General features: G+C 70.4%; 22 protein-coding genes and 1 riboswitch. Of the genes, 12 read left to right on the forward strand and 10 right to left on the reverse strand.

Features of this window, described 5'->3' with window-relative positions:
- Positions 1 to 16: 16 nt before the first annotated feature.
- The 5 genes from C8D87_RS20370 (at position 17) to C8D87_RS20390 (ending at position 3,278) form a co-directional block, all read left to right on the forward strand.
- The gene (locus tag C8D87_RS20370) at positions 17 to 226 is read left to right on the forward strand and encodes a hypothetical protein (protein WP_109637521.1); all 210 of its coding nucleotides are present in this window, start codon (positions 17 to 19) and stop codon (positions 224 to 226) included.
- An 83-nt stretch (positions 227 to 309) separates the two neighbouring features.
- Complete coding sequence (locus C8D87_RS20375; RefSeq protein WP_109637952.1) at positions 310 to 699, forward strand: PPOX class F420-dependent oxidoreductase; 390 nt, start codon at positions 310 to 312, stop codon at positions 697 to 699.
- On the forward strand, positions 680 to 1,825 hold the full coding sequence (cbiE, locus tag C8D87_RS20380) for a precorrin-6y C5,15-methyltransferase (decarboxylating) subunit CbiE (protein ID WP_109637524.1): 1,146 nt from the start codon (positions 680 to 682) through the stop codon (positions 1,823 to 1,825). The genes C8D87_RS20375 and cbiE overlap by 20 nt, the downstream gene beginning before the upstream one ends.
- Entirely contained in the window at positions 1,822 to 2,562 is a 741-nt protein-coding gene (cobM, locus tag C8D87_RS20385) for a precorrin-4 C(11)-methyltransferase (RefSeq protein WP_109637527.1), read from the forward strand. The genes cbiE and cobM overlap by 4 nt, the downstream gene beginning before the upstream one ends.
- Positions 2,559 to 3,278, forward strand: a complete 720-nt coding sequence (locus C8D87_RS20390) for a cobalt-precorrin-6A reductase (RefSeq protein ID WP_215732401.1) — start codon at positions 2,559 to 2,561, stop codon at positions 3,276 to 3,278. The genes cobM and C8D87_RS20390 overlap by 4 nt, the downstream gene beginning before the upstream one ends.
- On the opposite strand, the gene C8D87_RS20395 is transcribed toward C8D87_RS20390, so the two are convergent.
- On the reverse strand, positions 3,232 to 4,164 hold the full coding sequence (locus tag C8D87_RS20395; RefSeq protein WP_170166506.1) for a LysR family transcriptional regulator: 933 nt from the start codon (positions 4,162 to 4,164) through the stop codon (positions 3,232 to 3,234). The genes C8D87_RS20390 and C8D87_RS20395 overlap by 47 nt on opposite strands.
- 94 nt (positions 4,165 to 4,258) lie before the next feature.
- Between C8D87_RS20395 and C8D87_RS20400 the strand changes: the two genes are divergently transcribed.
- A complete protein-coding gene (locus tag C8D87_RS20400; RefSeq protein WP_109637953.1) occupies positions 4,259 to 5,446 on the forward strand; it encodes an MFS transporter in 1,188 nt (395 codons plus the stop codon).
- Here the strand turns inward: C8D87_RS20400 and C8D87_RS20405 are convergent.
- The 3 genes from C8D87_RS20405 to C8D87_RS20415 are packed head-to-tail and all read right to left on the reverse strand — an operon-like array spanning position 5,421 to position 8,529.
- Complete coding sequence (locus C8D87_RS20405) at positions 5,421 to 6,869, reverse strand: precorrin-2 C(20)-methyltransferase (RefSeq protein ID WP_109637535.1); 1,449 nt, start codon at positions 6,867 to 6,869, stop codon at positions 5,421 to 5,423. The two genes, C8D87_RS20400 and C8D87_RS20405, sit on opposite strands and share 26 nt — an antisense overlap.
- Positions 6,866 to 7,486, reverse strand: coding sequence for a precorrin-8X methylmutase (locus C8D87_RS20410; RefSeq protein ID WP_112227938.1), 621 nt, complete (start codon positions 7,484 to 7,486; stop codon positions 6,866 to 6,868). Before C8D87_RS20410 ends, C8D87_RS20405 begins: the two co-directional genes overlap by 4 nt.
- On the reverse strand, positions 7,483 to 8,529 hold the full coding sequence (locus C8D87_RS20415; protein WP_112227939.1) for a hypothetical protein: 1,047 nt from the start codon (positions 8,527 to 8,529) through the stop codon (positions 7,483 to 7,485). Before C8D87_RS20415 ends, C8D87_RS20410 begins: the two co-directional genes overlap by 4 nt.
- 26 nt (positions 8,530 to 8,555) lie before the next feature.
- Positions 8,556 to 8,697, forward strand: a riboswitch (adenosylcobalamin (AdoCbl) riboswitch).
- Between the two features lie 8 nt (positions 8,698 to 8,705).
- Between C8D87_RS20415 and cobN the strand changes: the two genes are divergently transcribed.
- On the forward strand, positions 8,706 to 12,269 hold the full coding sequence (gene cobN / locus C8D87_RS20420) for a cobaltochelatase subunit CobN (protein WP_112227940.1): 3,564 nt from the start codon (positions 8,706 to 8,708) through the stop codon (positions 12,267 to 12,269).
- A 46-nt stretch (positions 12,270 to 12,315) separates the two neighbouring features.
- On the opposite strand, the gene C8D87_RS20425 is transcribed toward cobN, so the two are convergent.
- Positions 12,316 to 12,966: a helix-turn-helix transcriptional regulator gene (locus tag C8D87_RS20425; protein ID WP_112227941.1), complete on the reverse strand. Its 651-nt coding sequence runs from the start codon at positions 12,964 to 12,966 to the stop codon at positions 12,316 to 12,318.
- A gap of 78 nt (positions 12,967 to 13,044) precedes the next feature.
- Here C8D87_RS20425 and C8D87_RS20430 point away from each other — a divergent pair, with 78 nt between their 5' ends.
- Genes C8D87_RS20430 through C8D87_RS20445 form a run of 4 tightly spaced genes read left to right on the forward strand, consistent with a single transcriptional unit; the run spans position 13,045 to position 15,067 of the window.
- Entirely contained in the window at positions 13,045 to 13,422 is a 378-nt protein-coding gene (locus C8D87_RS20430) for a DoxX family membrane protein (protein ID WP_112227942.1), read from the forward strand.
- Positions 13,419 to 13,979, forward strand: coding sequence for a GTP cyclohydrolase I FolE (folE, locus tag C8D87_RS20435; RefSeq protein WP_109637549.1), 561 nt, complete (start codon positions 13,419 to 13,421; stop codon positions 13,977 to 13,979). Before C8D87_RS20430 ends, folE begins: the two co-directional genes overlap by 4 nt.
- A 31-nt stretch (positions 13,980 to 14,010) precedes the next feature.
- Positions 14,011 to 14,487, forward strand: a complete 477-nt coding sequence (locus C8D87_RS20440; protein ID WP_112227943.1) for a DinB family protein — start codon at positions 14,011 to 14,013, stop codon at positions 14,485 to 14,487.
- A 10-nt stretch (positions 14,488 to 14,497) separates the two neighbouring features.
- The gene (locus C8D87_RS20445; RefSeq protein ID WP_112227944.1) at positions 14,498 to 15,067 is read left to right on the forward strand and encodes a maltokinase N-terminal cap-like domain-containing protein; all 570 of its coding nucleotides are present in this window, start codon (positions 14,498 to 14,500) and stop codon (positions 15,065 to 15,067) included.
- On the opposite strand, the gene C8D87_RS20450 is transcribed toward C8D87_RS20445, so the two are convergent.
- Both C8D87_RS20450 and C8D87_RS20455 read right to left on the reverse strand, forming a co-directional pair.
- Complete coding sequence (locus tag C8D87_RS20450) at positions 15,046 to 15,549, reverse strand: EF-hand domain-containing protein (protein WP_109637954.1); 504 nt, start codon at positions 15,547 to 15,549, stop codon at positions 15,046 to 15,048. The genes C8D87_RS20445 and C8D87_RS20450 overlap by 22 nt on opposite strands.
- A 34-nt stretch (positions 15,550 to 15,583) precedes the next feature.
- Complete coding sequence (locus tag C8D87_RS20455) at positions 15,584 to 18,154, reverse strand: AAA family ATPase (protein WP_170166507.1); 2,571 nt, start codon at positions 18,152 to 18,154, stop codon at positions 15,584 to 15,586.
- A 280-nt stretch (positions 18,155 to 18,434) separates the two neighbouring features.
- Here C8D87_RS20455 and C8D87_RS20460 point away from each other — a divergent pair, with 280 nt between their 5' ends.
- A complete protein-coding gene (locus tag C8D87_RS20460) occupies positions 18,435 to 21,056 on the forward strand; it encodes a helix-turn-helix transcriptional regulator (RefSeq protein ID WP_146231591.1) in 2,622 nt (873 codons plus the stop codon).
- Here the strand turns inward: C8D87_RS20460 and C8D87_RS20465 are convergent.
- The 3 genes from C8D87_RS20465 to C8D87_RS20475 all read right to left on the reverse strand — a co-directional run bounded on the left by C8D87_RS20465 (position 21,010) and on the right by C8D87_RS20475 (position 22,932).
- Positions 21,010 to 21,375: a LapA family protein gene (locus C8D87_RS20465; RefSeq protein ID WP_407656947.1), complete on the reverse strand. Its 366-nt coding sequence runs from the start codon at positions 21,373 to 21,375 to the stop codon at positions 21,010 to 21,012. The genes C8D87_RS20460 and C8D87_RS20465 overlap by 47 nt on opposite strands.
- A gap of 63 nt (positions 21,376 to 21,438) precedes the next feature.
- A complete protein-coding gene (locus C8D87_RS20470) occupies positions 21,439 to 21,792 on the reverse strand; it encodes a DUF742 domain-containing protein (RefSeq protein ID WP_211337383.1) in 354 nt (117 codons plus the stop codon).
- A 216-nt stretch (positions 21,793 to 22,008) separates the two neighbouring features.
- Positions 22,009 to 22,932, reverse strand: coding sequence for an anti-sigma factor RsbA family regulatory protein (locus C8D87_RS20475; protein WP_112227946.1), 924 nt, complete (start codon positions 22,930 to 22,932; stop codon positions 22,009 to 22,011).
- Between the last annotated feature and the right edge of the window lie 22 nt (positions 22,933 to 22,954).

The following is a 22,954-nucleotide window of genomic DNA, read 5'->3' on the forward strand; positions in this document are numbered from 1 at the left end:
CCCGGAACAGTCGCGTGTGCTGCTGGAGATCTCCCTCGAGGCACGACGGTGCGCCCGCGAGTCCGGTGACGTGCCGCGTGATTTCACGCGAACTGGAAAGGACCACGTCGAGGTCGGCCGGATCCTCGAAGTGGCCGACGGGTTCGTGGAACTGCTGGACGGCACGTTCCCGCCGACCCGCCAGGGGGCGCGTGGTTCCTGGGCACCGGCGAAGGCCGGGCTGTGATGCGATACCACGACCACTGCCTCAACAAGCCGCGGTTCGCGGAGTGAGAGGCTGATTTCGTTTCGCGCGCGCGGCATTGCATGATGCGTGCCATGTCGATCGAGCGGGGCGCAGAGTTCGCCGAGTTCTGGACCGAGCGGCACCTGTGCACGCTGTCCACCGTGCGTCCGGACGGGACGCCGCACGTGGTGCCGGTGGGCGTGACCCTCGATCGTGAGAACGGTGTGGCGCGGATCATCACGCACGGCGCGTCGTGGAAGGTCAAGCACGTCCGCAAGGCCGGGTACGCCGCTGTGTGCCAGGTGGACGGTCGCCGCTGGTCCACGTTGGAGGGTCCCGCTGTCGTTCGCGATGACGTGGAATCCGTGGAGGACGCCGTGCGCCGGTACGCCGAGCGGTACCGGCAGCCGCGGGTCAACCCGGAGCGCGTGGTGATCGAGATTCAGGTGCAGCGTGTCACCGGAACCGTCTGACGTCGTCGTCGTCGGCATCGGGGCCGACGGGTGGGACGGGCTGTCGCCTGCCGCGCGGAAGGCCGTCGCGGGGGCGAAGGTGCTGATGGGGTCGAAGCGGCAGCTGGACCTCGTGCCTGGGGAGTTCGAGCGGGTGCCGTGGCCGTCGCCGCTGGTCCCGGCCTTGCCCGCGCTGTTCGAGAAGTACCGCGACGTGTGCGTGCTGGCGTCGGGCGACCCGATGTTCCACGGCATCGGCACGACGCTGGTGCGGCTGCTGGGCTCGCGCGTCACCGTCATCCCGCACCCCTCGTCGGTGTCGCTGGCCTGCGCGCGGCTCGGGTGGGCGTTGAACGAGGTCGAGGTCGTGTCGCTCGTGGGCCGCTCGCCCGACCTGCTGCGACCTGCGCTGACGCCCGGCCGCCGGATTTTGGTGCTGGGTGGTGATCCCGCGACCGTTGCGGAAATGGCTGGGCCGATTACAGTGCTCGAACAGTTGGGTGGGCCCGCCGAGCGGGTCTACCAGTGGTCCGGAGAGAGTGCGGATCCGTTGTGCGTCATCGCTGCCGAGTACGCCGGGAGCGCCTATTCGCGGGTGCCCGGGCTGCCGGACGACGCTTACGAGACTGACGGCCAGTTGACCAAACGTGAGGTGCGGGCTATTTCGCTGTCGACGTTGGCGCCGTTGCCGGGGCAGCTGCTGTGGGACGTGGGTGCCGGGTCGGGGTCGATCGCGATCGAGTGGGCACGGACGCATCCGACGTGCCGGGCGATCGCGGTGGAGCAGGACGTCGTGCGCGCTGAACGGATTCAGCGCAACGCCGCCGCGCTCGGCGTGCCCGGGATCGAGGTTCACCTCGGCCGCGCGCCCGAGGTGCTGGAGGGACTGGAGAAGCCTGACGCGATCTTCATCGGTGGCGGGCTGACCGTACCCGGTGTGATGCAGACGTGCTGGGACGCGCTGGGCGCCGGCGGGCGGCTGGTCGCGAACGCGGTGACGCTGGAGTCCGAGGCCGTCGTGGCGCAGTGGTACGAGCGGCTCGGTGGCGACCTGGTGCGGATCGCGGTGAACCGCGGTTCGCCCGTCGGCAAGTTCACCGGGTGGCGGCCGCACATGCCCGTGACGACGTGGAGCGTGACCAAGTGACCGTGCACTTCATCGGCGCCGGGCCCGGTGCCGCTGACCTGATCACCGTGCGCGGGCGTGACCTGATCGCCGCTTCGCCGGTGTGCCTGTACGCGGGGGCGCTGGTGCCGGTCGAGCTGCTGGACTTCTGTCCCGCCGGCGCGCGGAAGGTCGACACCGCCGAGCTGACGCTGGACGAGATCATCGCTGAGCTTCAGGCGGCTCACGAGCAGGGCTTGGACGTGGCGCGGCTGCACTCCGGGGATCCGGCGGTGTTCAGCGCGATGGCCGAGCAGATGCGCCGGCTGGACGCGCTGGAGATTCCGTACGACGTCACGCCAGGCGTGCCGGCGTTCGCGGCCGCGGCGGCGTCGTTGCAGCGTGAGCTGACGGTGCCGGGGGTCGGGCAGACGGTGATCCTCACGCGGACTTCGCAGCGCGCGACGCCGATGCCGGACGGTGAGGACCTGGACACGTTGGGCCGCAGCCACGCGACTCTCGTGCTGCACCTGGCCGTGCAGCGGGTCGAGGACGTGGTCGCGGAGCTGGTGCCGAACTACGGGCCGGACTGCCCGGTCGCGGTGGTCGCCTACGCGTCCCGTGCCGATGAAGTGGTGCTGCGCGGGACGTTGGACGACATCGCGGACCAGGTGCGGGCCGCCGGGATCAAGCGGACCGCGGTGATCATCGTCGGGAACGTGCTGGGGGCGACCCAGTTCCCCGACAGCCACCTGTACTCGGCCACTCGCGTTCGATGATCCTGATCCTCGGGGGGACGGGAGAGGCGCGGGAGCTGGCTCGGCACGTCCCCGCGATCTCGTCGCTCGCCGGCCGGGTGAGCAACCCCAAGCTGCCTGAAGGCGAGGTCAGGGTCGGCGGGTTCGGCGGGGTGGACGGGCTGACGCAGTGGTTGCGGGACAACGACATCCACGCCGTCGTCGACGCCACCCACCCGTTCGCGCGGCAGATCACCGCCAACGCCTTCAAGGCCTGCGCGCGAGCCGGGGTTCCGTTCCTCGTCCTGCGCCGGCCCGGTTTCACGCCCGCCGAGGGATGGCATTGGGTGGACAGCGTCGCCGATGCCGCGCGGCACCTGCCGGGGGAGCGGGTGTTCCTCACGACCGGGCGTCAGGATCTCGCGGAGTTCGCCGGCTGCCGGCAGTGGTTCCTGGCGCGGATGGTCGAGCCACCGGAGCCGCCCATGCCGCAACGGATCGAGGTGCTGCTGTCGCGCGGTCCGTTCACTGTGGACGGTGAGCTGGAGCTGATGCGGTCGTGGGAGATCGACGTGCTGGTCACCAAGGACAGCGGCGGCTCGATGACGTCGGCCAAGCTGGAAGCCGCGCGGCAGCTGGGGATTCCGGTGGTGGTCGTGCGCCGGCCGCCACTCCCGCCCGCGCAGGTGGTGGCGACCGTGGAGGAAGCCCTCACGTGGCTGGAGAAGCCCAGGACGGGCGCCAGGCCTTCGCCGTGAGCGGTGGCAGGTTCCGCAGGTGGTTGATGATCGGCCGCAGTCCCGGATGCGCGTGCTCCGGGAGCAGCAGCGACAGCGGGTAGACGAGCACCGGGTCCACGATCGGGATGCGGCGCAGGTCGTAGCTCGCGGGCCAGACGTACCGGTCGCGCGCGCCGACGAAGGTGGCCACGTCGGCGGACTCCGCGAGGGTGTCGAGGAGCACCTCGTCGCCGAAGTGCGGGCCCGCCCCGTCCAGGCACAGGTCGAAGGCGGTGACGAGCTGGTCGTAGAACTCCGCCCACTCGCTGCGGGGCGCGATTCCCGGCACCCAGATCCGGTGCCCGCGCAGCTGGGCCGGGGTCAGCGTGCGGGCGGAGGCCAGCGGGTGCCGAGGGCCGACGAGGAGCTCCAGCGGGGAGTCGAAGGCGTGGATCATGCGCACGCCGGGCGGCAGCGCGGCCGGATCGGTGACGGTGCGGAACGAGGCGTCGACATCACCTGCCTGGATGGCGGTGACCACCGTGCGCGGGTCGTTGGCCTTGAGAGTCACCACGTCGAGGTGGACTCCCGGATGTGATCGCCAGTAGTCGTGCAGCACGACGGCCTGGGCGCTGCGGAAGCCCAGCACGTCGACGCGAAGTGCGCGCGAGCCCGGCGTGACCGCGGTGACGGCGCGGTCGGCGCCCGTGACGATGCCGCGCGCGTGCGGCAGGAACGCCTGCCCGTCCAGGGTCAGCTCGACACCTCGGGCGGTGCGGGTGAACAGCTGGACGCCGAGCTGCCGTTCCAGCGTGGCGATCCGCTTCGAGACGGCCTGTTGCGTCACGCCCAGCTCGTCGGCCGCGTGTTGCAGCTGCCCGAGCTCGGCCGCGCGGACGAAGGATCGCACTGCCTCGGTGTCCATGGGACGCAGCCTATGCATGCCCAACCGATCGTTGTGGCTTGTCGGGGAGACGGTTGTTTGATCTTGCCGCGGTGCAGGGGATGTGATGCGGCGCATGCGATTGGGGCACAACTTCCGGTGGTTGTGGTCGGCTTACGCCGTCAGCACTTACGGCACGTGGATGGCGTTCGGGGCGTTCCCGCTCATCGCGGTCCAGGTGCTGCATTCAACGGTGTTCGCCGTGGCACTGCTGGAAGCGGCGGGGCTCGCCGTCGCGGCGGTCGTCGCGTTCCCGCTCGGGCCGTGGGTCGACCGCAGGGCCAAGCGGCCCGTGATGATCGCGATGGACCTGGCCAGGTTCCTCGCGATGGCAAGCGTTCCGCTCGCGTACTTCTGCGGCTCGTTGTCGTTCGGTCAGCTGCTGGCCGTCTCGGTCGTCTCCGGAACCGCGAGCATCGCCTTCACCGCCGCGTCCGGCGCGTACCTGAAGCACCTCGTCCGCGGCGACCAGCTCCTCGTCGCGAACGGGAGGTTCGAGGGCACGAGCTGGGTGGCGACCGCGGCCGGTCCTCCACTGGGCGGTGCGCTCGTCGCGGTGCTCGGCCCGGTCGTCACCGTCCTCGCCAACGCGCTCAGCTACCTGCTGTCCGCGCTCGGGATCCTGCGCCTGCGGGGCAGCGACGTCGCCGCACCCGCAGCGTCACGGGAATCCGGCTTTCTGGAGGGCTGGCGGTTCATCGTCGGCGACCGTGCGCTGCGGCGGCTGTTCCTCAACGCGATCCTGGTGAGCGGCCTGATCATGGCGACCGTGCCGCTGCTGTCCGTGTTGCTGCTCGGCCAGTACCACTACCCCGCCTGGCAGTACGGTCTGGCGTTCGGCCTGCCGGCACTCGGCGGCTTCGCCGGTGCCCGTCTTTCCGCCCGGCTCTCCGCCCGCTACGGCCGGCACCGGGTGATGATCGTCTCCGGCTGGTCGCGCTCGTTCTTCCCGCTCGGGCTGGCGCTGGTCCAGCCCGGCCTGCCCGGACTCCTCACCGTGATCGTCGTCGAGGGCCTGCTGATCACGTGCATGGGCGTGTTCAACCCGATCCTCGCGACAGAACGCCTGCGCCGCACTCCCGCGGACCGCGTCGCGCAGGTGCTCACGACGTGGAGCGTCAGCAGCAAACTCCTTCAGGCCGCCCTGATGGTGATCTGGGGCGGCCTGGCGACACTCACCAGCCCGCTCACCGCGATCACCCTCTCGGGACTGTTCCTGCTCGCGACCCCGTTGCTGCTCAGGACGGGTAGCGGCGCGGCGTGAACACCACGCCCGCGTCCGTCACGACTGTCTGCGACGAGCCGATGATCAGCAGACAGCGCATGTCGATCGTGTCCGGGTCGAGGGTCTTCAGCGTGGCGACGCGGATCTCCTCCTCGGGGCCGCCCACGTCGCGGCCGACCACCACCGGTGTGTCCGGGGCGCGGTGCTGGAGCAGCAGGTCGCGCATCTCGTGGACCTGGTGCGTGCGGGCCTTGGACGCCGGGTTGTAGATGGCGATGACGAGGTCGGCCTTGGCGGCGGCGGTGAGGCGTTCGGCGATGACGTCCCACGGCTTGAGGCGGTCGCTCAGCGAGATGACCGCGTAGTCGTGCCCGAGCGGCGCGCCCGCCTTGGCCGCCACGGCGTTCGCGGCGGTGACTCCGGGGATGATCCTGACCGGCACGTCCGGTTGTTCGGCGGCTGCTTCAAGAACCGCCGTGGCCATCGCGAAGACGCCGGGGTCGCCCGACGACACCACCGCGACCCGCTTGCCCTGGCGCGCCAGGTGCAGGGCGAAGGCGGCGCGTTCCGACTCGACCTGGTTGTGGGAGGCGTGCTTGGTCTGGCCGGGCCGGTCGGGGACGCGGTTGAGGTAGGTGGTGTAGCCGACGAGCTCGTCGGCGGCTTCCAGCTCCTGGCGGGCTTCCGGCGTCAGCCAGGCGGTGGCACCGGGGCCCAGGCCCACGACGGTCACCTCGCCCTTGCGCGCCTTGGGCTTGGAGTGACTGGGCAGCAGCGCCAGCGAGAAGTACGGGACGGTGTCCGGGTCCACGTCGGCGAGCGGCGAGGTCTTCTGCCGGCCCGTGGTGGCGCGCTCGACGTACCAGGCGTTGCCGAGTCGGCCGGAGGCTTCGAGGGCTGCCTTGACGTTGCCGAAGGTGCGGCCCAGCTTGAGGATCGCGGCCGAGTCGGTGTCGGCGAGGCGGGCTGCCAGCTCGGCCGGCGGCAGGGTGCCGGGCAGGATCGTGAGGACCTCGTCGCGTTCCACGAGCGGGGTGCCGAGGACGGCACTCGCGCCGCTGACACTCGTCACGCCGGGAACGACCTCCCACTCGTAGCGGTCGGCGAGGCGTTTGTGCATGTGCATGTAGGAGCCGTAGAAGAACGGGTCGCCCGCGGCCAGGACGACGACGTTGCGGCCGGCGTCGAGGTGAGCGGCGAGGCGGGCGGCGGCCTCCTCGTAGAACTGGTCGATCTCGCCCTGGTAGTCGTCCGTGTCCTCGGTCGTCACCGGGTAGACGAGCTGTTCGGTGATCTGACCTTCGCGGAAGTAGGGCTCCGCAATGGTTCTGGCCACTGAGCGGCCGTGGCGGGCGCTGTGGAACGCGACGACGTCGGCTTCCCCGATGAGCCGCGCGGCCTTGACCGTCACGAGTTCCGGGTCGCCAGGACCCAGGCCGACGCCGTAGAGCTTGCCCGTCATTCCTCTTCGCTCGCAATCGCGTTGATAGCTGCTGCCGTCATGGCGCTGCCGCCGCGCCGGCCGTGCACCACCAGGTACTCCAGATCCGTTCCGGCCAAAGCTTCCTTGGACTCCGCCGCGCCGATGAAGCCCACCGGGATGCCGAGGACGGCGGCCGGCCTCGGGGCGCCCTGCGCGATCAGGTCGAGCAGGTGGAACAACGCCGTCGGCGCGTTGCCGATCGCGATCACCGCGTCCTGGAAGCGGTCCGCCAGCAGTTCCAGCGCTGCCGCGCTGCGGGTGTTGCCGATGCGCTTGGCCAGCTCGGGCGTGCGCGGGTCCTGCAGGTAGCACAGGACCTCGTTGTCCGCGGGCAGGCGGCGGCGGGTCACCCCGGCCGCGACCATGTTGGCGTCGCAGAGGATGGGCGCGCCGTCGAGCAACGCGGCGTGGGCGTGCCGCACGACGTTGGGGGAGAAGGCGATGTCGTGCGTCAGGTCGGTCATGCCGCACGAGTGGATCATCCGCACGACGACCCGCGCGACGTCCTGCGGGAAGCCGGCGAGGTCCGCCTCCGCGCGAATGGTAGCGAAGGAGCGGCGGTAGATCTCCGCGCCTTCCTTGATGTACTCCGTCACCTGGTCTCCTCGTAGCCGTCGCCGGTCGCGACGAACTCGATCACATCGCCGGTGGGGCGGCCACACCGGCGTGAGCAACCCGACCAGTGGACCGGTTGGCCACGAGAAATGTCAGACCTGCTCACTGGAGTTGAAATTGGGGGAACCCCGGCCGGTGCGTGTGTGTGGTGGGCCGCGTCTACCCAAGCGCGCGCGTCGGCCCGTACGTCGCTGAGTGACTTCGCGCAGCCGGGGCGGCCGGTGCAGGCGCTCACGCCGTGCCAAGGGGAGGCCGGGTCGGTGATCAGGCCGGACGTGTCGGTACCCGTCGGCACGACGAGGCTGCGCCACGGCGTCAACCGCACCGGCACACCCGCGAGGAGATGCGCATCCAGCCGTCCCAGCGGCACACCCGGTGTGGTCGGCGAAGGTGCGACAGGCGTCACAGCCGGAGTGATCAGCGGGCTGTCGGTGGCACCGAAGTGCTCGGTGATCTTCCGCACACCGCCGTCCACTTCGGACAGGCGCCAGGCGGCCCCGCGCATCTCCTGGAAGAGACGGGCGGCGGTCACGAGAGCGTCCACGGGGTCCTGAACACGCACACCCGTGTCGGTCCCTGCGAGCAGCAGCACGTCGTCGACCAGCCCGAAGTCGCCGCCGAGGCCGCTGACCGGCGCACCAACCGTCACCAGGAAACGCCCGGGCAGCGAGGCCAGCGCGGGTTCCGCGCACAGCGCCGCGTCCAGCGCGTCGACCAGCGCCTGGTTGTCCTCCAGCGGCGCCGCGATGATGTTGCGGATGCGCTCGTGCGTGTCCGAAGGCAGCAGGCCTGCCGCACGCAGCCGCGCACCCAGTTCCAGACCGTCCGCGAGGCCCCTGATCTGGAGGTTCGCCCGCGAGGTCAGCTCCAGCGAGCCGGTGCCGAGCTCCAGGGCGGCGAGCCGCACGACGTCCCACTGAGCTGCCGTGAGGGTGCCGCCGGGCACCCGGATGCGCGCGAGGCCGCCGTCAGCCGCCTGGTGCAGCTCGACGGCGCCTGGGCAGGCATCCGGGTGAGTACGCATAGGTCGGACTGTAACCCGCCGGTTAGGGTGAGCCCGAACGACGAAGCGCAGGAGGAAGCCGGTGTGAATCCGGCGCGGTCCCGCCACTGTGACCAGCGAACCGCTGGGAGTCAGGAACTCCGCTTCGTCTGTCACCCGCAACCTGGGGCGAGGACCCCACGAGGGATGGAGCCTGCGTGATCCTGCTGCTGTCGACCTCCGACACCGACCTGCTGTCGGCCCGGGCGAGTGGCGCCGAGTACCGGCTCGGCAACCCCGCGCGACTGACCGTCGACGACCTGCCCGCGCTCGTCGAGGGCGTCGACCTGGTCGTGGTGCGCATCCTCGGCGGGCGGAGGATGTGGGAGGAAGGGCTCGACTGGCTGCTGGCCTGCGGGCTGCCCGTGGTGGTGCTCGGCGGTGAGCAGCAGCCGGACGCGGCGCTCATGGAGCTGTCGACGGTGCCCGGCGGTGTCTGCGCCGAGGCCCACCTCTACCTGGCGCACGGCGGGCCGGCGAACCTCACCGAGCTGCACAAGTTCCTCGAGGACACGATCCTGCTGACCGGGCACGGGTTCGCGGCACCTGCCGCCACGCCCACGTGGGGTGTGCTGGAGCGCGAGCCCGCGCAGGGCGGCCCGACGGTCGCGGTGCTCTACTACCGGGCGCATCACGTCGCGGGGAACACGGCGTTCGTGCACGCGTTGTGCGACGCGATCGAGGCCAAGGGCGGGAAGCCGCTGCCGGTCTACTGCTCGTCGCTGCGCACCGCCGAGCCCGAGCTGCTGGAGACGCTGGGCCAGGCCGACGCGCTCATCGTGACGGTGCTGGCGGCCGGTGGCACGAACCCCGCCAAGGCGAGCGCAGGCGGGGACGACGACGCGTGGGACGTCGGGGCGCTGGCGGCGCTGGACGTGCCGATCCTGCAGGGGTTGTGCCTGACGTCGAGCCGCGAGTCGTGGGACTCCAACGACGACGGACTGTCCCCTTTGGACACCGCGACGCAGGTGGCGATCCCCGAGTTCGACGGGCGGATCATCACGGTTCCGTTCTCGTTCAAGGAGATCGACTCCGACGGCCTCACCGTCTACGTGGCGGATCCCGAGCGGGCGCTGCGCGTCGCCGGCATCGCGGTCAGGCACGCGCGGCTGCGGCACATCCCGGTCGGTGAGCGCAAGATCGCGGTGATGCTGTCGGCGTACCCGACCAAGCACTCCAGGATCGGCAACGCGGTCGGTCTCGACACGCCCGCCTCGACCGTGCGGTTGCTGAAGGCCATGCGGGAGCACGGTTACGACATCGGCACCGAGCTGCCGGGTGTCGACGAGCAGGACGGCGACGCGTTGATCCACGCGTTGATCGCCGCCGGTGGGCAGGACGCGGACTGGCTCACGCAGGAGCAGTTCGAGAGCAACCCCGTGCGCATCGCCGCGGCGGAGTACCGGGAGTTCTACGAGACGCTGCCCGAGGACTTCCGCGAGTCGATGCAGGAGCACTGGGGCGACGCGCCCGGCTCGCTGTTCGTCGACCACTCGCGGTCCAAGGACGGAGAGATCGTGCTGGCGGCGCTGGAGTCCGGCAACGTGGTCGTGATCGTCCAGCCGCCCCGCGGGTTCGGCGAGAACCCGATCGCGATCTACCACGACCCGGACCTGCCGCCGTCGCACCACTACCTCGCGGCCTACCGGTGGATCGAGTCGAGGTTCGGCGCGGACGCCGTGGTGCACGTCGGCAAGCACGGCAACCTGGAGTGGTTGCCGGGCAAGACCGTCGGCATGTCGGCGTCCTGCGGCACGGACGCGGCGCTGGGCGATCTGCCGCTGGTGTACCCGTTCCTCGTCAACGACCCCGGTGAGGGCACGCAGGCGAAGCGGCGCGCGCACGCCACGCTGGTCGACCACCTCGTACCGCCGATGGCCCGCGCCGACAGCTACGGCGACATCGCGCGGCTGGAGCAGCTGCTCGACGAGTACGGCAACATCTCCGCGATGGACCCGGCCAAGCTGCCGGCGATCCGGGCGCAGATCTGGACGCTGATCCAGGCCGCGAAGCTCGACCACGACCTCGGCCTGGACGACCGGCCGCACGACGCGGAGTTCGACGAGTTCCTGCTGCACGTCGACGGCTGGCTGTGCGAGGTCAAGGACGTCCAGATCCGCGACGGCCTGCACGTCCTCGGCGAGGCGCCGACCGGTTCGGTGCGGGTCAACCTCGTGCTCGCGATGCTGCAGGCACGTCAGATGTGGGGCGGCCAGGTCGCCGCGCTGCCGGGCCTGCGCGAAGCACTCGGACTCACCACGACGACCCGCGAAGACGTCGACGCCGTTGAGGAACAGGCTCGCGCGCTCGTCCAGGCCATGGAAGACGCGGGCTGGGACGCTTCCGTGGCACGGACTCTGCACGAGTCGGCCGACGTGCAGAAGATCCTGGAGTTCGCCGCCGTCGAGGTCGTGCCCCGGTTGGCGCGCACCACGGACGAGATGACGAACGTGCTGCACGCGCTGGACGGCGGCTACATCCCGGCCGGTCCGTCGGGCTCTCCGTTGCGCGGCCTGGTGAACGTGCTGCCGACCGGCCGCAACTTCTACTCGGTCGACCCGAAGGCCATCCCGTCGCGCCTCGCGTGGGAGACCGGTCAGGCGATGGCCGACTCGCTGCTCGCCCGGTACCGCGAGGAGAACGACGGCGAGTGGCCGCCCTCGGTCGGCCTGTCGGTGTGGGGCACGTCGGCGATGCGCACGGCCGGCGACGACATCGCCGAGGTGTTCGCGCTGCTGGGCGTGCGGCCGGTGTGGGACGACCAGTCCCGCCGCGTCACGGGCCTCGAGGTCATCCCGCTGGAGGAGCTGGACAGGCCGCGCGTCGACGTCACGGTCCGGATCTCCGGGTTCTTCCGCGACGCCTTCCCGCACGTCGTGTCCCTTTTGGACGATGCCGTGCAGCTGGTGGCGTCACTGGACGAGCCGGCGGATCGGAACTTCGTGCGGGCGCACATGGTCGCGGACCTGGCGGAGCACGGCGACGAGCGCAGGGCTACGCTGCGGATCTTCGGCTCCAAGCCGGGCGCGTACGGCGCGGGCGTGCTGCCGTTGATCGACAGCCGCAACTGGCGCGACTCGTCCGACATCGCCGAGGTCTACGCGGTGTGGGGCGGCTACGCCTACGGACGCGGCGTCGACGGTGTTGCCGCGCGCGAGGACATGGAGTCGGCATACCGGCGGATCGCGGTGGCGGCCAAGAACATCGACACCCGCGAGCACGACATCGCCGACTCGGACGACTACTTCCAGTACCACGGCGGCATGGTCACGATGGTGAAGGCGCTGACGGGCAAGGCACCCGCGGCGTACGTCGGTGACAGCACGCGCCCGGAGGCGGTGCGCACGCGGACCCTGACCGAGGAGACCTCACGCATCTTCCGCGCCCGCGTGGTGAACCCGCGCTGGGTCGGGGCGATGCGGCAGCACGGGTACAAGGGCGCGTTCGAGCTGCAGGCGACGGTCGAGTACCTGTTCGGGTACGACGCCACGACCGGTGTCGTCGCGGACTGGATGTACGAGAAGCTGACCGAGACCTACGTGCTCGACCCGGAGACCCGCAAGTTCCTGCAGGCCTCGAACCCGTGGGCGTTGCACGGCATCGCCGAGCGGCTGCTGGAGGCGGCGGAGCGCAAGATGTGGGAGCACCCGGAGCCGGCGACTCTCGACGCACTCAGGTCGGCCTACCTGGAGACCGAGGGCGACCTGGAAGACGGCGCCTGACTGATGAGGGGAGCTTTCACAAACCTCAGGTTGATGAAAGCTCCCCTCATCGCTCTTGATCCAGGCGGACGCAGCAGTGGGTTGGAGTGGGGGCCAGGCTGGCGGTGTGCGTTGTTGAGGAGAGGCCGTCCAGCAAGCCGCTGATCAGGCACAGGTTCATCCCGCACACCAGCTGGGTGTGCTTCTGGGCGAGGCTGTGGAACGGGCAGTTGCCCAGCAGGACCGCGTCCCCGTCGGCCTGCGGCTCGAACCCGAGATCCTCCAGCACCTGCACGACGTCGCCATCCGCCTGCGTCGCCAGGTCCTCGCCCCACTCGTACGCGCGCCGGTTCAGGATCTCGCGCGGCGGCTCCCCGGTGCTCTCCGCCTCGAGCAGTGACTCGGTCAGCAGGTGGCTCGCGGCCTCGTACCGCCGATCGGGCAACGACACCTCGATCTGCTCGTCCGACCGCCGGTACAGCTTCGCCGGCCGTCCGGCGCCGGGCCCGGTGCGTCCGGAGCGCCGCTCGTGGACCACGTCCAGCAGCCCCATCTCGACCAGCTTGTCGAGGTGGAACCCGGCCGTCGTGCGCGGCAGACCGATGGCCTCGGACGCCTCGTCCTTGCTGATGGGCGCGGTTTGGCGCACCACGAAGTCGTAGAGCTTGCGCCGGTTCGGCTCGTCGAGGGCCGCGACGGCGGCGACGGGGTCGGCCATCTCTAAAACCTACTTCGGTTGACGAAAATCCGCCAGTGGTTCTAACGTTAGCGAAAGTTGTCGTTAGAAGGAGGAGTCATGGCAGTCCTGACGCGCACGGATCCCGCGACGCAGGCGTTCGTGCTGTTGCGCACGGTCTTCACGGTGGCGCCGATCCTGTTCGGGCTGGACAAGTTCTTCAACCTGCTCGTGGACTGGCCCGTCTACCTGGCGCCGTGGATCGACTCGATCGTGCCCGGCAGCCCGCAGACCGCGATGTACATCGTCGGCGTGATCGAGATCGTGGCCGGTGTGCTGGTCGCGCTGCAGCCGAAGTGGGGCGGGCTGGTCGTCGCCGCCTGGCTGCTCGGCATCATCGTGAACCTGCTGACCCTGCCCGGCTACTACGACGTCGCGTTGCGCGACGTCGGTCTGCTGGTCGGCGCGCTCGCGTTGTCCAGGCTGGCCAGCCGATGACCGATCCCGTCATCGACACGGAGGCGGCCCGGCACGCGGTGACCGACCTGCTGAAGGCGCTGGGAAAGGACCCGTTCTCGGTGCACCTGGCGGACACACCGCGCCGGGTCGCCGAGGCGTACGCGGAACTCCTGACGCCGAGGGCCTTCAACCTCACGACGTTCCCGAACGACGAGGGCTACGACGAGCTCGTGCTGGCACGCGGGATTCCGGTGCAGTCGTTGTGCGAGCACCACATGTTGCCGTTCCACGGTGTCGCGCACGTCGGCTACCTGCCGGGCGAACGGATCCTGGGCCTGTCGAAGCTCGCGAGGGTCGTGGAGATGTTCGCGCGCGACCTGCAGGTGCAGGAACGACTGACCAAACAGGTCGCGGACTGGCTTCAGGAACACCTGCGCCCCAAGGGAGTCGGCGTCGTGATCGAGGCGGAGCACCTGTGCATGGCCTTGCGAGGCGTGCGGGTCAACGGATCCCGCACCGTCACGTCGGCGCTGCAGGGCCTGCTGCGGTCGGACCCCGCGTCACGTCAGGAGTTCTTCACCCTCGTGCATGCTTAGAGTCGACGTCGCCGCCGGACGGGAGACTCTGATGGGTGTGTTCGATGTACCGCTGGACGAGGAACGCGTACAGCTCGAAGCGTTCATAGAGGACTGTCGCAGCGCCATCGAGGTGACTCTTCACGGTCTCACCGAGGAACAGGCCCGCCGCCGGCTGGTCCCGTCGGCGACCACGTTGCTCGGGCTGCTCAAGCACGTCACGTGGATGCAGCGGGTGTGGTTCGAGGAATGCGTCGGTGGCACGTCGCGCCGGGAGCTCGGCCTGGTGCAGAGGCCGGACGAGTCCTTCCGGCTCGACCCCGGCGACACCATCGTCTCGGTCACGGCGGCCTACCGGGAAGCCTGCGCCACCGCGAGAACCGCGGTCGCGGACCTGCCGCTGGACGCCGTCGTGACCGGCCACCGGTCCGGGCCGCGCACGCTGCACTGGGTGTACCTGCAGGTGCTGCGCGAGCTGGCGCAGCATTGCGGGCACGCCGACATCCTGCGCGAACAGGTGCTCGCCTAGCCTGCACAGCATGGGGAAGATTCACGCCGGTGCCACGCTGACCCCGTCGTTCCGCGACTTCCTGCCCGCCTGGCTGGCGGGTCAGCCGTGGTACGACGGAAAAGGCTCACCGCGGCCGGTCGGTTTCCTCCGCTTCGAGGACCCGGCCGGCCAGGTCGGCGTGGAAACACACGTGCTCCGGGACGGCGAGGCGGTGTACCAGGTGCCGCTGACGTACCGTCCCGCGCCGCTCGCCGGAGGCGCGCTCGTCACGACCGCCGAACACAGCGTGCTGGGTACGCGGTGGATCTACGACGCGGTGACGGATCCGGTGTGGATCGCCGCGATCCTCGGCCTGGTCGCCACCGGCGGGACCTCGGATCCGGCTGCCCGCAGCGGGTTCGGTCCGGCAGAGGCGCGCGGCCGGCTGATCCGTGCGCCACTCGTCCCGGAGGCGGTCACGATCGACCTGGACCGGCGGATCGTCCCGGAAAGCACGCCGGGGGACGCGATCGGCGTGGTCACCGGCTCGTGGCACGAGGACGGTTCGGTGAAGTCCGGTCGTCTCGCCGTGCTCCGTCAGACCGGCCCGAAGACGTAGGTGCCGGCGGCGTCCGGGTCGTCGCCGGCCCAGAACTCCAGCCACAGACGGGCGAACTCCTCGCGCGAGAGCCTGCCGTCACCGTCGGAGTCCAGCGCGGCGAAGTCGGTGACGCCTTCGTGGCCGAGCCAGGCGGTGATCATCGTCTGGTACTCGGACCGCGAGATGTAGTCGTCGTGGTTCTCGTCGACGGCGGCGAACATCGCGTCGGCGGTGTCGGTGACGGCTTCCGGCGTCTTCGGGAGCGCGTCCACGATGCTCAGCACGTTGTCGATGGTCACGCGGCTCTGGCCCGCGATCGCGTGCAGCGTCGCCCACCAGCCCATCATCACGCCGGACAGCAGTTCCTCGTCGCCGCCGCGCAACGACACCCAGCGCGCGGTGAGGGCGCGGAAGTCGGTCTCGTCCAGGTAGCCGTCGCCGTTGGCGTCCATCGCGCCGAACACCACCGACACCTTGCGTCTTTGCAAGTCGCTCGCCATGAGCAGGACCATAGGCCGATCGTCGTAACAGAAACTATCGGCCGAACGGGTCCGAACCAGTGTGACCATCGAGTGCTTCCGAAAGCTGCAAACGGCTGGAGACGCCCAGTTTGCGGCAGATCCCGGAGAGCACGCCCTCGACGGTGTCCGCGGGCATCAGCAACGTCGAGGCGATCTCCTCGTTGGACCGTCCCCGTGCCGCCAGCGCCGCCACCTGGTGCTCGGCCGGGGTCAGCGCGGTCGGACCGGTCTGGCGCAGGCGGCGGGGGCCGGCGCCCGTCGCGACCAGTTCGGAGTACGCCCGCGCGGCCATCGCGGAAGACCCGCACTTCTGCGCGAGATCCAAAGCCTCACGCAAACTGGCGCGCGCACCGGACGTGTCGGCCTGACGCCGCAGAACAACACCAAGGTCTACCAACGCGCGCGCCAGCTCCAAACGGGCGGGGGAGGTCCGAAGCACCCGCACGGCCTCTTCCAGCAACGTCCGACCGGCGGTGCCCGCGGTGACCCGGCCCGCCGCGCGCAATGCCATGCCCAGCGCGCGCGGCGCACCCCACGCGCGTGCCAACGACACCTCTTCGTCGGCGAACTTGCGCGCTTGTTCGCCGTCACCCAGTGCCGCATAAGCCAAGGCCGCTCCGGAACGCCACGCCAGCGGTGCGGGATTGCGGTAGGGCCACGCCTCGCAGTGCCGTCCGGCGGCCAGGAACGACTCCAGCGCTTCGTGGTCGTCGCCGCGCACGGTCTGCATCCGGCCGCGGATGGTCAGCAGGCCGCCGTACGTCCACATCTGCCGAGCCTCGTCGGTCGACGCCGCCGCGATCACGGCGGCGGCCTCGTCCGTGCGGCTCTCCTCCAGCAGGATGTCGGCGAGCAGCGCGGCGTGCCAGGTCGACACCGCGAGCCAGCGCCCGTCCTGCCGCAGGTGGTCGCCGGCGAGCGTCAGGTCGGCGCGGGCGGAGACGAGATCTCCCTTGCGGCGCTGGACGTTCGCGCGCATCACGTACGTCAGGGCGCGCAACGCCGGTGCCTGCGCGCGGTCCACGTCGTCGAGCACGGTCAGCGCCGAGTCCAGCGCGTCGGCCAGGTTGAGGATCATCGCGGACGCCAGCGCGGACATCGTGCTGTCGGCCGACACCAGCGAAACAGCCTCTTCCGCGCTGATGTCACCGACCATCACGTGGTGCAGCACCCCGGCGGGCGTGTCCAGCGACACCGACGACGGCACGGCTTCCTGCCACGCCAGCCCGTGCACGGCGAGGTGGGCCTGCGCCCACGGCGAACCGCCCGAGAGCACCGCCGCCAGCTCGACGGGCTTTCCCTCTGCGTGCAGGGCGTAGGACAACGCGACGGCGGACTCCTCATCGTCCTCATCGGACTGGAACGCCTCGCGCAGCCGGGCGGTCGCGCCGGGAAGATTGCCGACCAGCTCGGCCACACCCAGCAGCCGCAACGCCCGCGACGGGTTCGCCACCGGTTCGCGCAGCGCCCGCCACAGCAACCGCGCGGCACCGGGCATGTCGCCCTGGTTCACCGCCTCCTGCGCGGCCCGGTCGAGCACCTCGCCCGCCCACTGTTCCAGCCCCGGCGAGGTCTCCAGCAGATGATCGGCCACGACCCGGTCCGACGCGCCGTGCGCGCGCAGCGACCGTGCGGCCCGCAGATGCAAAGCAGCCCGCGCGGGTCCGGGCATGTCGTGGAGAACCGCCGGCCCGGCCACGCCCAGCAGCTCGACCGTCCGAACGGCCTCGGTCAGCTCGACCGGGCCCAGCCCGGTCAGCTCCGCCAGCACGCCGGGATGCGGCGACGGTCCCAGCACGGCGATGCACTGCGCCGCCGCCACCACAGCGGCGGGCCGACGGCGCAGCCAGTCCGCCATGACACCGGCGGAGACCTCCGCACCGCGCTGGGCCACCTGCCACGCGGCCTCGGCGGTCGGCGGCACCCCGTCCTCCTCCAACGCCGCGAGCAGCCGCGTCACGGTCAGCGGGTTGCCACCGGTCGCCTCGAAGCAGGCGGCGACGAACTCGGGGGCGGGTGCCGGAGTGATGAGCCCGGCGATGGCGTCCGCGGACAGGTTGGTCAGCGTCACGCGACGACACGTGGCCATGATCTCGCCATAAGAAGCGTCGTCACATCGCTCACCCGCACCCACGGCCAGCACCAGGGCGATGGGCAGACGCTGGACGCGCAGAGCCAGGTAGGCGAGCCAGCGCAACGACGCGGCATCCGCCCAGTGCGCATCGTCCACCGCGATGAGCAGCCCTGACGTGCCCGCGAGCGCCGTGGCCAGCCGGTACACGCCGTGCAGCACGGCGAAGTCGGCGGCCGGCGCGGTCAGCTGGAGCGCCCCGAGAGCCTCCGGTGGCACGAGAGCGGGGTCGGCCATGTCGAAGAGCTGGGCCACGATCCCGAACGGAAGATCGCCCTCGAGGGCACTGCCGCGCGCCCGCACGACCTGCCTGCCGCAGGCCTCCCAGCGCGCGGCGAGATCGTCCACCACCGCGGTCTTGCCCGTCCCGGGAGCGCCTTCCAGCACGGTGGTCGTGCCCGGCGTCACCTGGTCGCTGATTCCGGCACACCACACTTTCAGCCGGTTTTTCAAGATCTCCCCGCAATCCGGTGGTGAATGGATCAGCGGAATTGATGCTAGGAGAAACAGCGCCACTTGCCCAGGTAGAGGTTCTTACGCTATGGGCGTCTCAACACGTCTGCGGCCCGTATGATCCGCCGGGCAACTACTCGAACGGGTAGCGGCAGCCGGGAAGCGGCCTCACCTGGTCATCCGGACGGCCTAGGGAGACTGCCTCAGGGCTGGTCGCGGTACGGGCGTTGTGGTAGTGCAGCGTGTGTTCTCCGCCGCCGCGGAGCGAAAGGAAAAATGGGTGTCGGGGAATCGGGACGGGGTGTTCCGCGGCCGTGAGGGAGAACGAGAGCTCCTGAACGGTGTGCTGGAAGCGGGCACCGGTGTGGTCTTGGTCGACGGCGCGGCGGGAACCGGCAAGACGCGGTTGCTGGCCGAGGCCGCCGCGGTCGCCGCACGCCGCGGTTTCGACGTCGCCACCGCGCAGGACGAGCTGGATCAGCCGTTTCTGCTGGCCCGTCTGGCAGAACGTGAACCGGACGGTCCCACCCTGGTCGTGCTCGACGATCTCCACCTGGCCGAGCCAGGCACCCTGGCCGCGTTGCGCTCGCTGCTACCGGCCTCCACCCACGAGAAGGTCGTCTGGCTGCTCGCCCGCCGCTGCGGCGAGGGCGCGGACCGACTGTTCGCGGCCGCCGCCGCGCGCGGTGCCGTGCGGATCGAGCTGCGCCCGTTGACGGACAACGTGATCGCGGAGCTCGTCGCCGACCTCACCGGCGGAATCCCGGATCACGATCTCCGGGCACTGGCCTCGACGGCGCAGGGAAATCCCGCCGCCTTGATCAGTCTCTTCACCGCCCTGCGCGAAGACGATCAGGTCGAGGTGTCGGCAGAGCACGCGTCGTTGCGCTCCGACCGGTTGCCGCGCCGCACCGAGGCGTTGCTGCGCGACCGCGTCAGTTCGCTGAGCGGCAAAGCGAGGCACCTGCTGCAGGTCGCGTCGGTGCTCGGCCCGCGCTTCGAACCCGGTGACGTCGCGGAGATGCTCGCCTCCAGCACGGCGATCCTGTTGCCGGCGCTGGACGAGGTCATCGGCGCGGGCGTGGTGACGTCGCTCGACGACCGCCTGGCGTTCCGGCACGAGCTGGTGTGGCGGCTGGTCGCCGACTCGGTGCCGCCACCGGTGCGGCGGGCGCTGCACCGCGAGGCCGGCGAGATGTTGCTCGGGCGCGGGGACTCCGCGGTCGTGGCGGCCCAGCACCTCCTGCACGGCGCCCAGCGCGGTGACGTGCGGTCGATCGACGGCCTGGTCGCCGCCGCGAAAGCCGTGCTGTGGAACGCGCCGGACGCCGCCGCCGAGCTCGCGGTCCGCGCACTCGAGCTCACCGACCAGGCGTCGGGTTCGCTGGTGCATCGAACGGTCATCGCGGTCCGGGCGTTGATCGCGGCCGGGAAGCTCACGGCGGCGCAAGCGCTCGCGCAGGACGCGTTGTCCCGCCAGGTTCCCCCGGCGCCCGCCGCCAAGCTGCGGCACTGCGTGGCCATGACGACGGCGCTGGGCGCGCAGCACGCCGAGTCGGCCGAGATCTGCGAGGCGTTGCTGGACGAACCCGATCTGCCGCCGGAACTGGCGCCGTGGGTGGAGATCACCCGGATGATGGCGTTGCTCGGCCACGACCGGCAGCGCGCGGAGGAACTGGCCGAGACGGTCGTGCGCACCCACACGGGCCTGCCGGACGACGTGCTGGCCACCGCGCTGGCGGTGCTCGCGGCGATCGCGCGGGACACCGGACAGCCAGGCGCGGCACTGGAGCTGGCGCGCGAGGCCGCGCAGTCCGTGACCTCGTACGACCTGTGCGCGTATCCGCAGCTGCTGCTGGCGACGCTCCACTCCGGCCTGCGGGAGTTCGCGGAGGCCGACAGCGTGGTGCGGCGGGCGCGCAGCGGGCCGTCGTCGGCGGTGACCAAGGAGCTCATGACCTCGGTCGTGCAGGCGCGGATCCTGTTGCAGGCCGGGCGGATCGAGGAGGCGTCGGTCGAGGCGCGCAACGCGCTGTCGGTGGCGGAGGAGACCGGGCACACCGCGCTGGTGGCACCGGCGCTGACGGTGCTCGCGATGGTCGCGATCCACACCGGTGACCTCCCCGCCGCGATCGAACACGTCGAGCGCTACCGCGGGCAGGTGCCGGTCGACGGGATCGTCTTCTCGCGCGCCTACTACCAGTGGGCCGACGTTCTCGTCTCCCACGTGGGGTTCGGGCTCGACAAGGCGATGGCGAAGCTGACGGACGAGTATCCGGGCCTGGTGTCGTCGGGCCTGTTCGCCGAGGAACCCCGTGCGGCCGGGTGGTTCGTGCGCCGGGCCGTGGAGGCGGGGGACGAGCGGCTGGCCAAGGCCGTCGTCGACCGCGTGGAGCGGCTGGCAGAGGAGAACCCCGGGTTCCGCGCGGTGGCGGCGGCCGCGATGCACGCGCGCGGCCTGTTCGACGGTGACGCCACGCTGCTGGAACTGGCGTCGCAGCAGCACCGCGACCTGTGGGCGCGGGCCAACGCGTCCGAGGACCTCGGTGTGCTGCTGACGACCTCCGAGCGTGCCGCGTCGGTCAAGGCGCTGGAGAACGCGCTCGAGCTGTACCGGGAGATCGGCGCGTCCCGCGACAGCGCGCGGGTGCTGGGACGGCTGCGCAAGCTCGGCAGGCGCAGGAGAGCGGCACCGGTGCGCCCCGCGTCCGGATGGTCCAGTTTGGACGACACCGAACGGGCGATCGCGAACCTCGTGGCGAAGGGCCAGACGAACCGGCAGATCTCCACGCAGCTGTTCATGTCACCCCACACGGTGAACTTCCACCTGCGCAAGATCTTCCGGAAGCTCGAAATCAGCTCTCGCGTCGAGCTGGTGATGAGGTCGAGGGACGACCAGTGAGCCGTTTCGCCTGACGCCGCAACTGCAGGATGCGGGCCGCGCCCACGGTCGCGACCAGCACCGCACCGCCGATCGCCGCGAACAGCAGTGCCACGCCCAGCGGAAGGCTGAACTGGCCCCACATGATGCGGATGGTCGTGGTGCCGCCGTTCTGCAGGATGAAGACGAGCAGGAAGATCAGCACGACGATCGCGATCAGCACGGCGATCCAGGTGCCGCTGATTCTCGTGGGCCGCAGCTTCTTCGGTGCGGCTTCGCTTCCCGACACCGGCACGGGCTTGGTGATCGGGTCTGACGTCTCGTCGTTCGGGGTCGCCACGATCTCATTATCGGCGACCCCCGGTGATCCTGCTCGTCGGCGAACGGGTGGCTACCACCGGCCCTAGAGACGACGCAGACCGGACAGGACGCGTTCGAGCAGCGACAGGTTCGGCTGGGCGCTCGGCTCGTGCACGGCGACCAGGCCGAGCGTGATCAGGTCGCTGAGCAGCACCCGCGTGACACCCAGCGGGATCTTCATGAGCGCGGAGATCTCGGCGACCGACCGCGGTTGCAGGCACAGCCGCATCATCGCCGCCTGGTCGTTGTTCGCGCGGTACAGGCGGTCCTCGTCCGTGGAGAGCAGCGTTTCCAGGCGCAGGTCGTGACGGGCCGCCGTACGGCCGCCGGTGCGGGCGTACGGACGAACGAGAGCGCTGTCCCGCGCGGGGACATGGGGTGGTTCTTCTTCCTGCATCGGCCACTCCGGTGGCGGTTCCGGCGGGCGTTGGCGCAACGGTTGCTGACGGGGCAGTTGTTGCGTCTCCGCACCGCTCGTGTCGTGAGTACGTTCGGCGCGCAGTCGTCTACGGGTCGCCGGGGACCCGAAACGCGCCCCCGTGTAACCGATTTCCGTCGCTTCCTCGTCGTGCACGTGCTCAAGCTATAACGAACACGCCCGAATGTATGTCGATCACGTTGCCTTTTTGTTGGCCAGATCGAATCTGACCTGGATTGCGGTCCCGGACGACGTCGTTTGGGTGCGCACAAGGTCCGCCAAACGGTTCACCAGCAACAGACCGCGACCGCCTGGTTCGTTTGCGTGAACAGGGGTGCGGCCGGCCAGCACATCGGTGATGTGCCCGTTGTCGTTGACTTGGCAAACAATACTTTCACTTTCCGTCCAGACCCGGACGGTGCTCTCGCCGCCGCCGTGCCGCACGCTGTTGGTCGCGAGCTCGGTCACCGCGAGGGCGAAGTCGTCCACCCGGTCCTGCGCGAGCCCCAGCTTGAAGGCCTGCTCACGTGCGAACGCCCGCACCGCCGCCATCGCTCCGGCCGCGGCCGACGTGCTCGCCGCGTCCACCGGCGTCTGCAACGGCAGCGAGTGCGCGGCGAGGACGACCCGTGCGGGGTGGAAGTGGTCGCTGGGACGGTGGCCGCCCGCGTCGATCACGATCGGGTGGGTCTTCTCGGCGTCGGCCAGGACGTCGTGGCGCAGCACCGAGGTGTTGTACGGGCAGAGAATGCTGAGGTCACGGCCGCTGAACGCGTAGTTCACCAGCGCCTCGTGCAGCGCGCACGCGGGGTACTCGACCTCGGTGCGGTGGTTCCACACCGGTTCGCTGATGATCCGCACGGCCCCGCGGTGCCGGTCGGCGAACGCGCGGAGCTCGGGGATGATCCGGCCGGGGTTGCGGCCGGTGTCTGTCATGTCGATGAACGTCACGAGGTGCGCGAACCTGCTGAGAGCGTCCCTGAGCAGGGTCAGGTTCTGGCTCGGCACCGCGATGGCGACGGGCTCGGCGTTGGCCAGGCCTTCCACGACGAACGGAACAGTCCCGTCGATGTAGGACTCCTCGTCGGAGTAGAACAACGCCGGATGTGCGAACGTCATGTGCCACCTCTCGTCAACGCCC

The sequence above is a fragment of the Lentzea atacamensis genome (assembly GCF_003269295.1).
Taxonomy (GTDB): domain Bacteria; phylum Actinomycetota; class Actinomycetes; order Mycobacteriales; family Pseudonocardiaceae; genus Lentzea; species Lentzea atacamensis.

What these genes read in the sequence shown, in the direction of transcription:
- C8D87_RS20415 (WP_112227939.1), bottom strand. Translation starts at nt 8,529, where the DNA reads ATGCGTACTCACCCGGATGCCTGCCCAGGCGCCGTCGAGCTGCACCAG.
- C8D87_RS20400 (WP_109637953.1), top strand. Translation starts at nt 4,259, where the DNA reads ATGCGATTGGGGCACAACTTCCGGTGGTTGTGGTCGGCTTACGCCGTC.
- C8D87_RS20430 (WP_112227942.1), top strand. Translation starts at nt 13,045, where the DNA reads ATGGCAGTCCTGACGCGCACGGATCCCGCGACGCAGGCGTTCGTGCTG.
- folE (WP_109637549.1), top strand. Translation starts at nt 13,419, where the DNA reads ATGACCGATCCCGTCATCGACACGGAGGCGGCCCGGCACGCGGTGACC.
- C8D87_RS20450 (WP_109637954.1), bottom strand. Translation starts at nt 15,549, where the DNA reads ATGGCGAGCGACTTGCAAAGACGCAAGGTGTCGGTGGTGTTCGGCGCG.
- C8D87_RS20425 (WP_112227941.1), bottom strand. Translation starts at nt 12,966, where the DNA reads ATGGCCGACCCCGTCGCCGCCGTCGCGGCCCTCGACGAGCCGAACCGG.
- C8D87_RS20475 (WP_112227946.1), bottom strand. Translation starts at nt 22,932, where the DNA reads ATGACGTTCGCACATCCGGCGTTGTTCTACTCCGACGAGGAGTCCTAC.
- C8D87_RS20440 (WP_112227943.1), top strand. Translation starts at nt 14,011, where the DNA reads ATGGGTGTGTTCGATGTACCGCTGGACGAGGAACGCGTACAGCTCGAA.
- C8D87_RS20390 (WP_215732401.1), top strand. Translation starts at nt 2,559, where the DNA reads ATGATCCTGATCCTCGGGGGGACGGGAGAGGCGCGGGAGCTGGCTCGG.
- C8D87_RS20445 (WP_112227944.1), top strand. Translation starts at nt 14,498, where the DNA reads ATGGGGAAGATTCACGCCGGTGCCACGCTGACCCCGTCGTTCCGCGAC.
- C8D87_RS20395 (WP_170166506.1), bottom strand. Translation starts at nt 4,164, where the DNA reads ATGGACACCGAGGCAGTGCGATCCTTCGTCCGCGCGGCCGAGCTCGGG.
- C8D87_RS20405 (WP_109637535.1), bottom strand. Translation starts at nt 6,869, where the DNA reads ATGACGGGCAAGCTCTACGGCGTCGGCCTGGGTCCTGGCGACCCGGAA.
- C8D87_RS20470 (WP_211337383.1), bottom strand. Translation starts at nt 21,792, where the DNA reads ATGCAGGAAGAAGAACCACCCCATGTCCCCGCGCGGGACAGCGCTCTC.
- C8D87_RS20375 (WP_109637952.1), top strand. Translation starts at nt 310, where the DNA reads ATGCGTGCCATGTCGATCGAGCGGGGCGCAGAGTTCGCCGAGTTCTGG.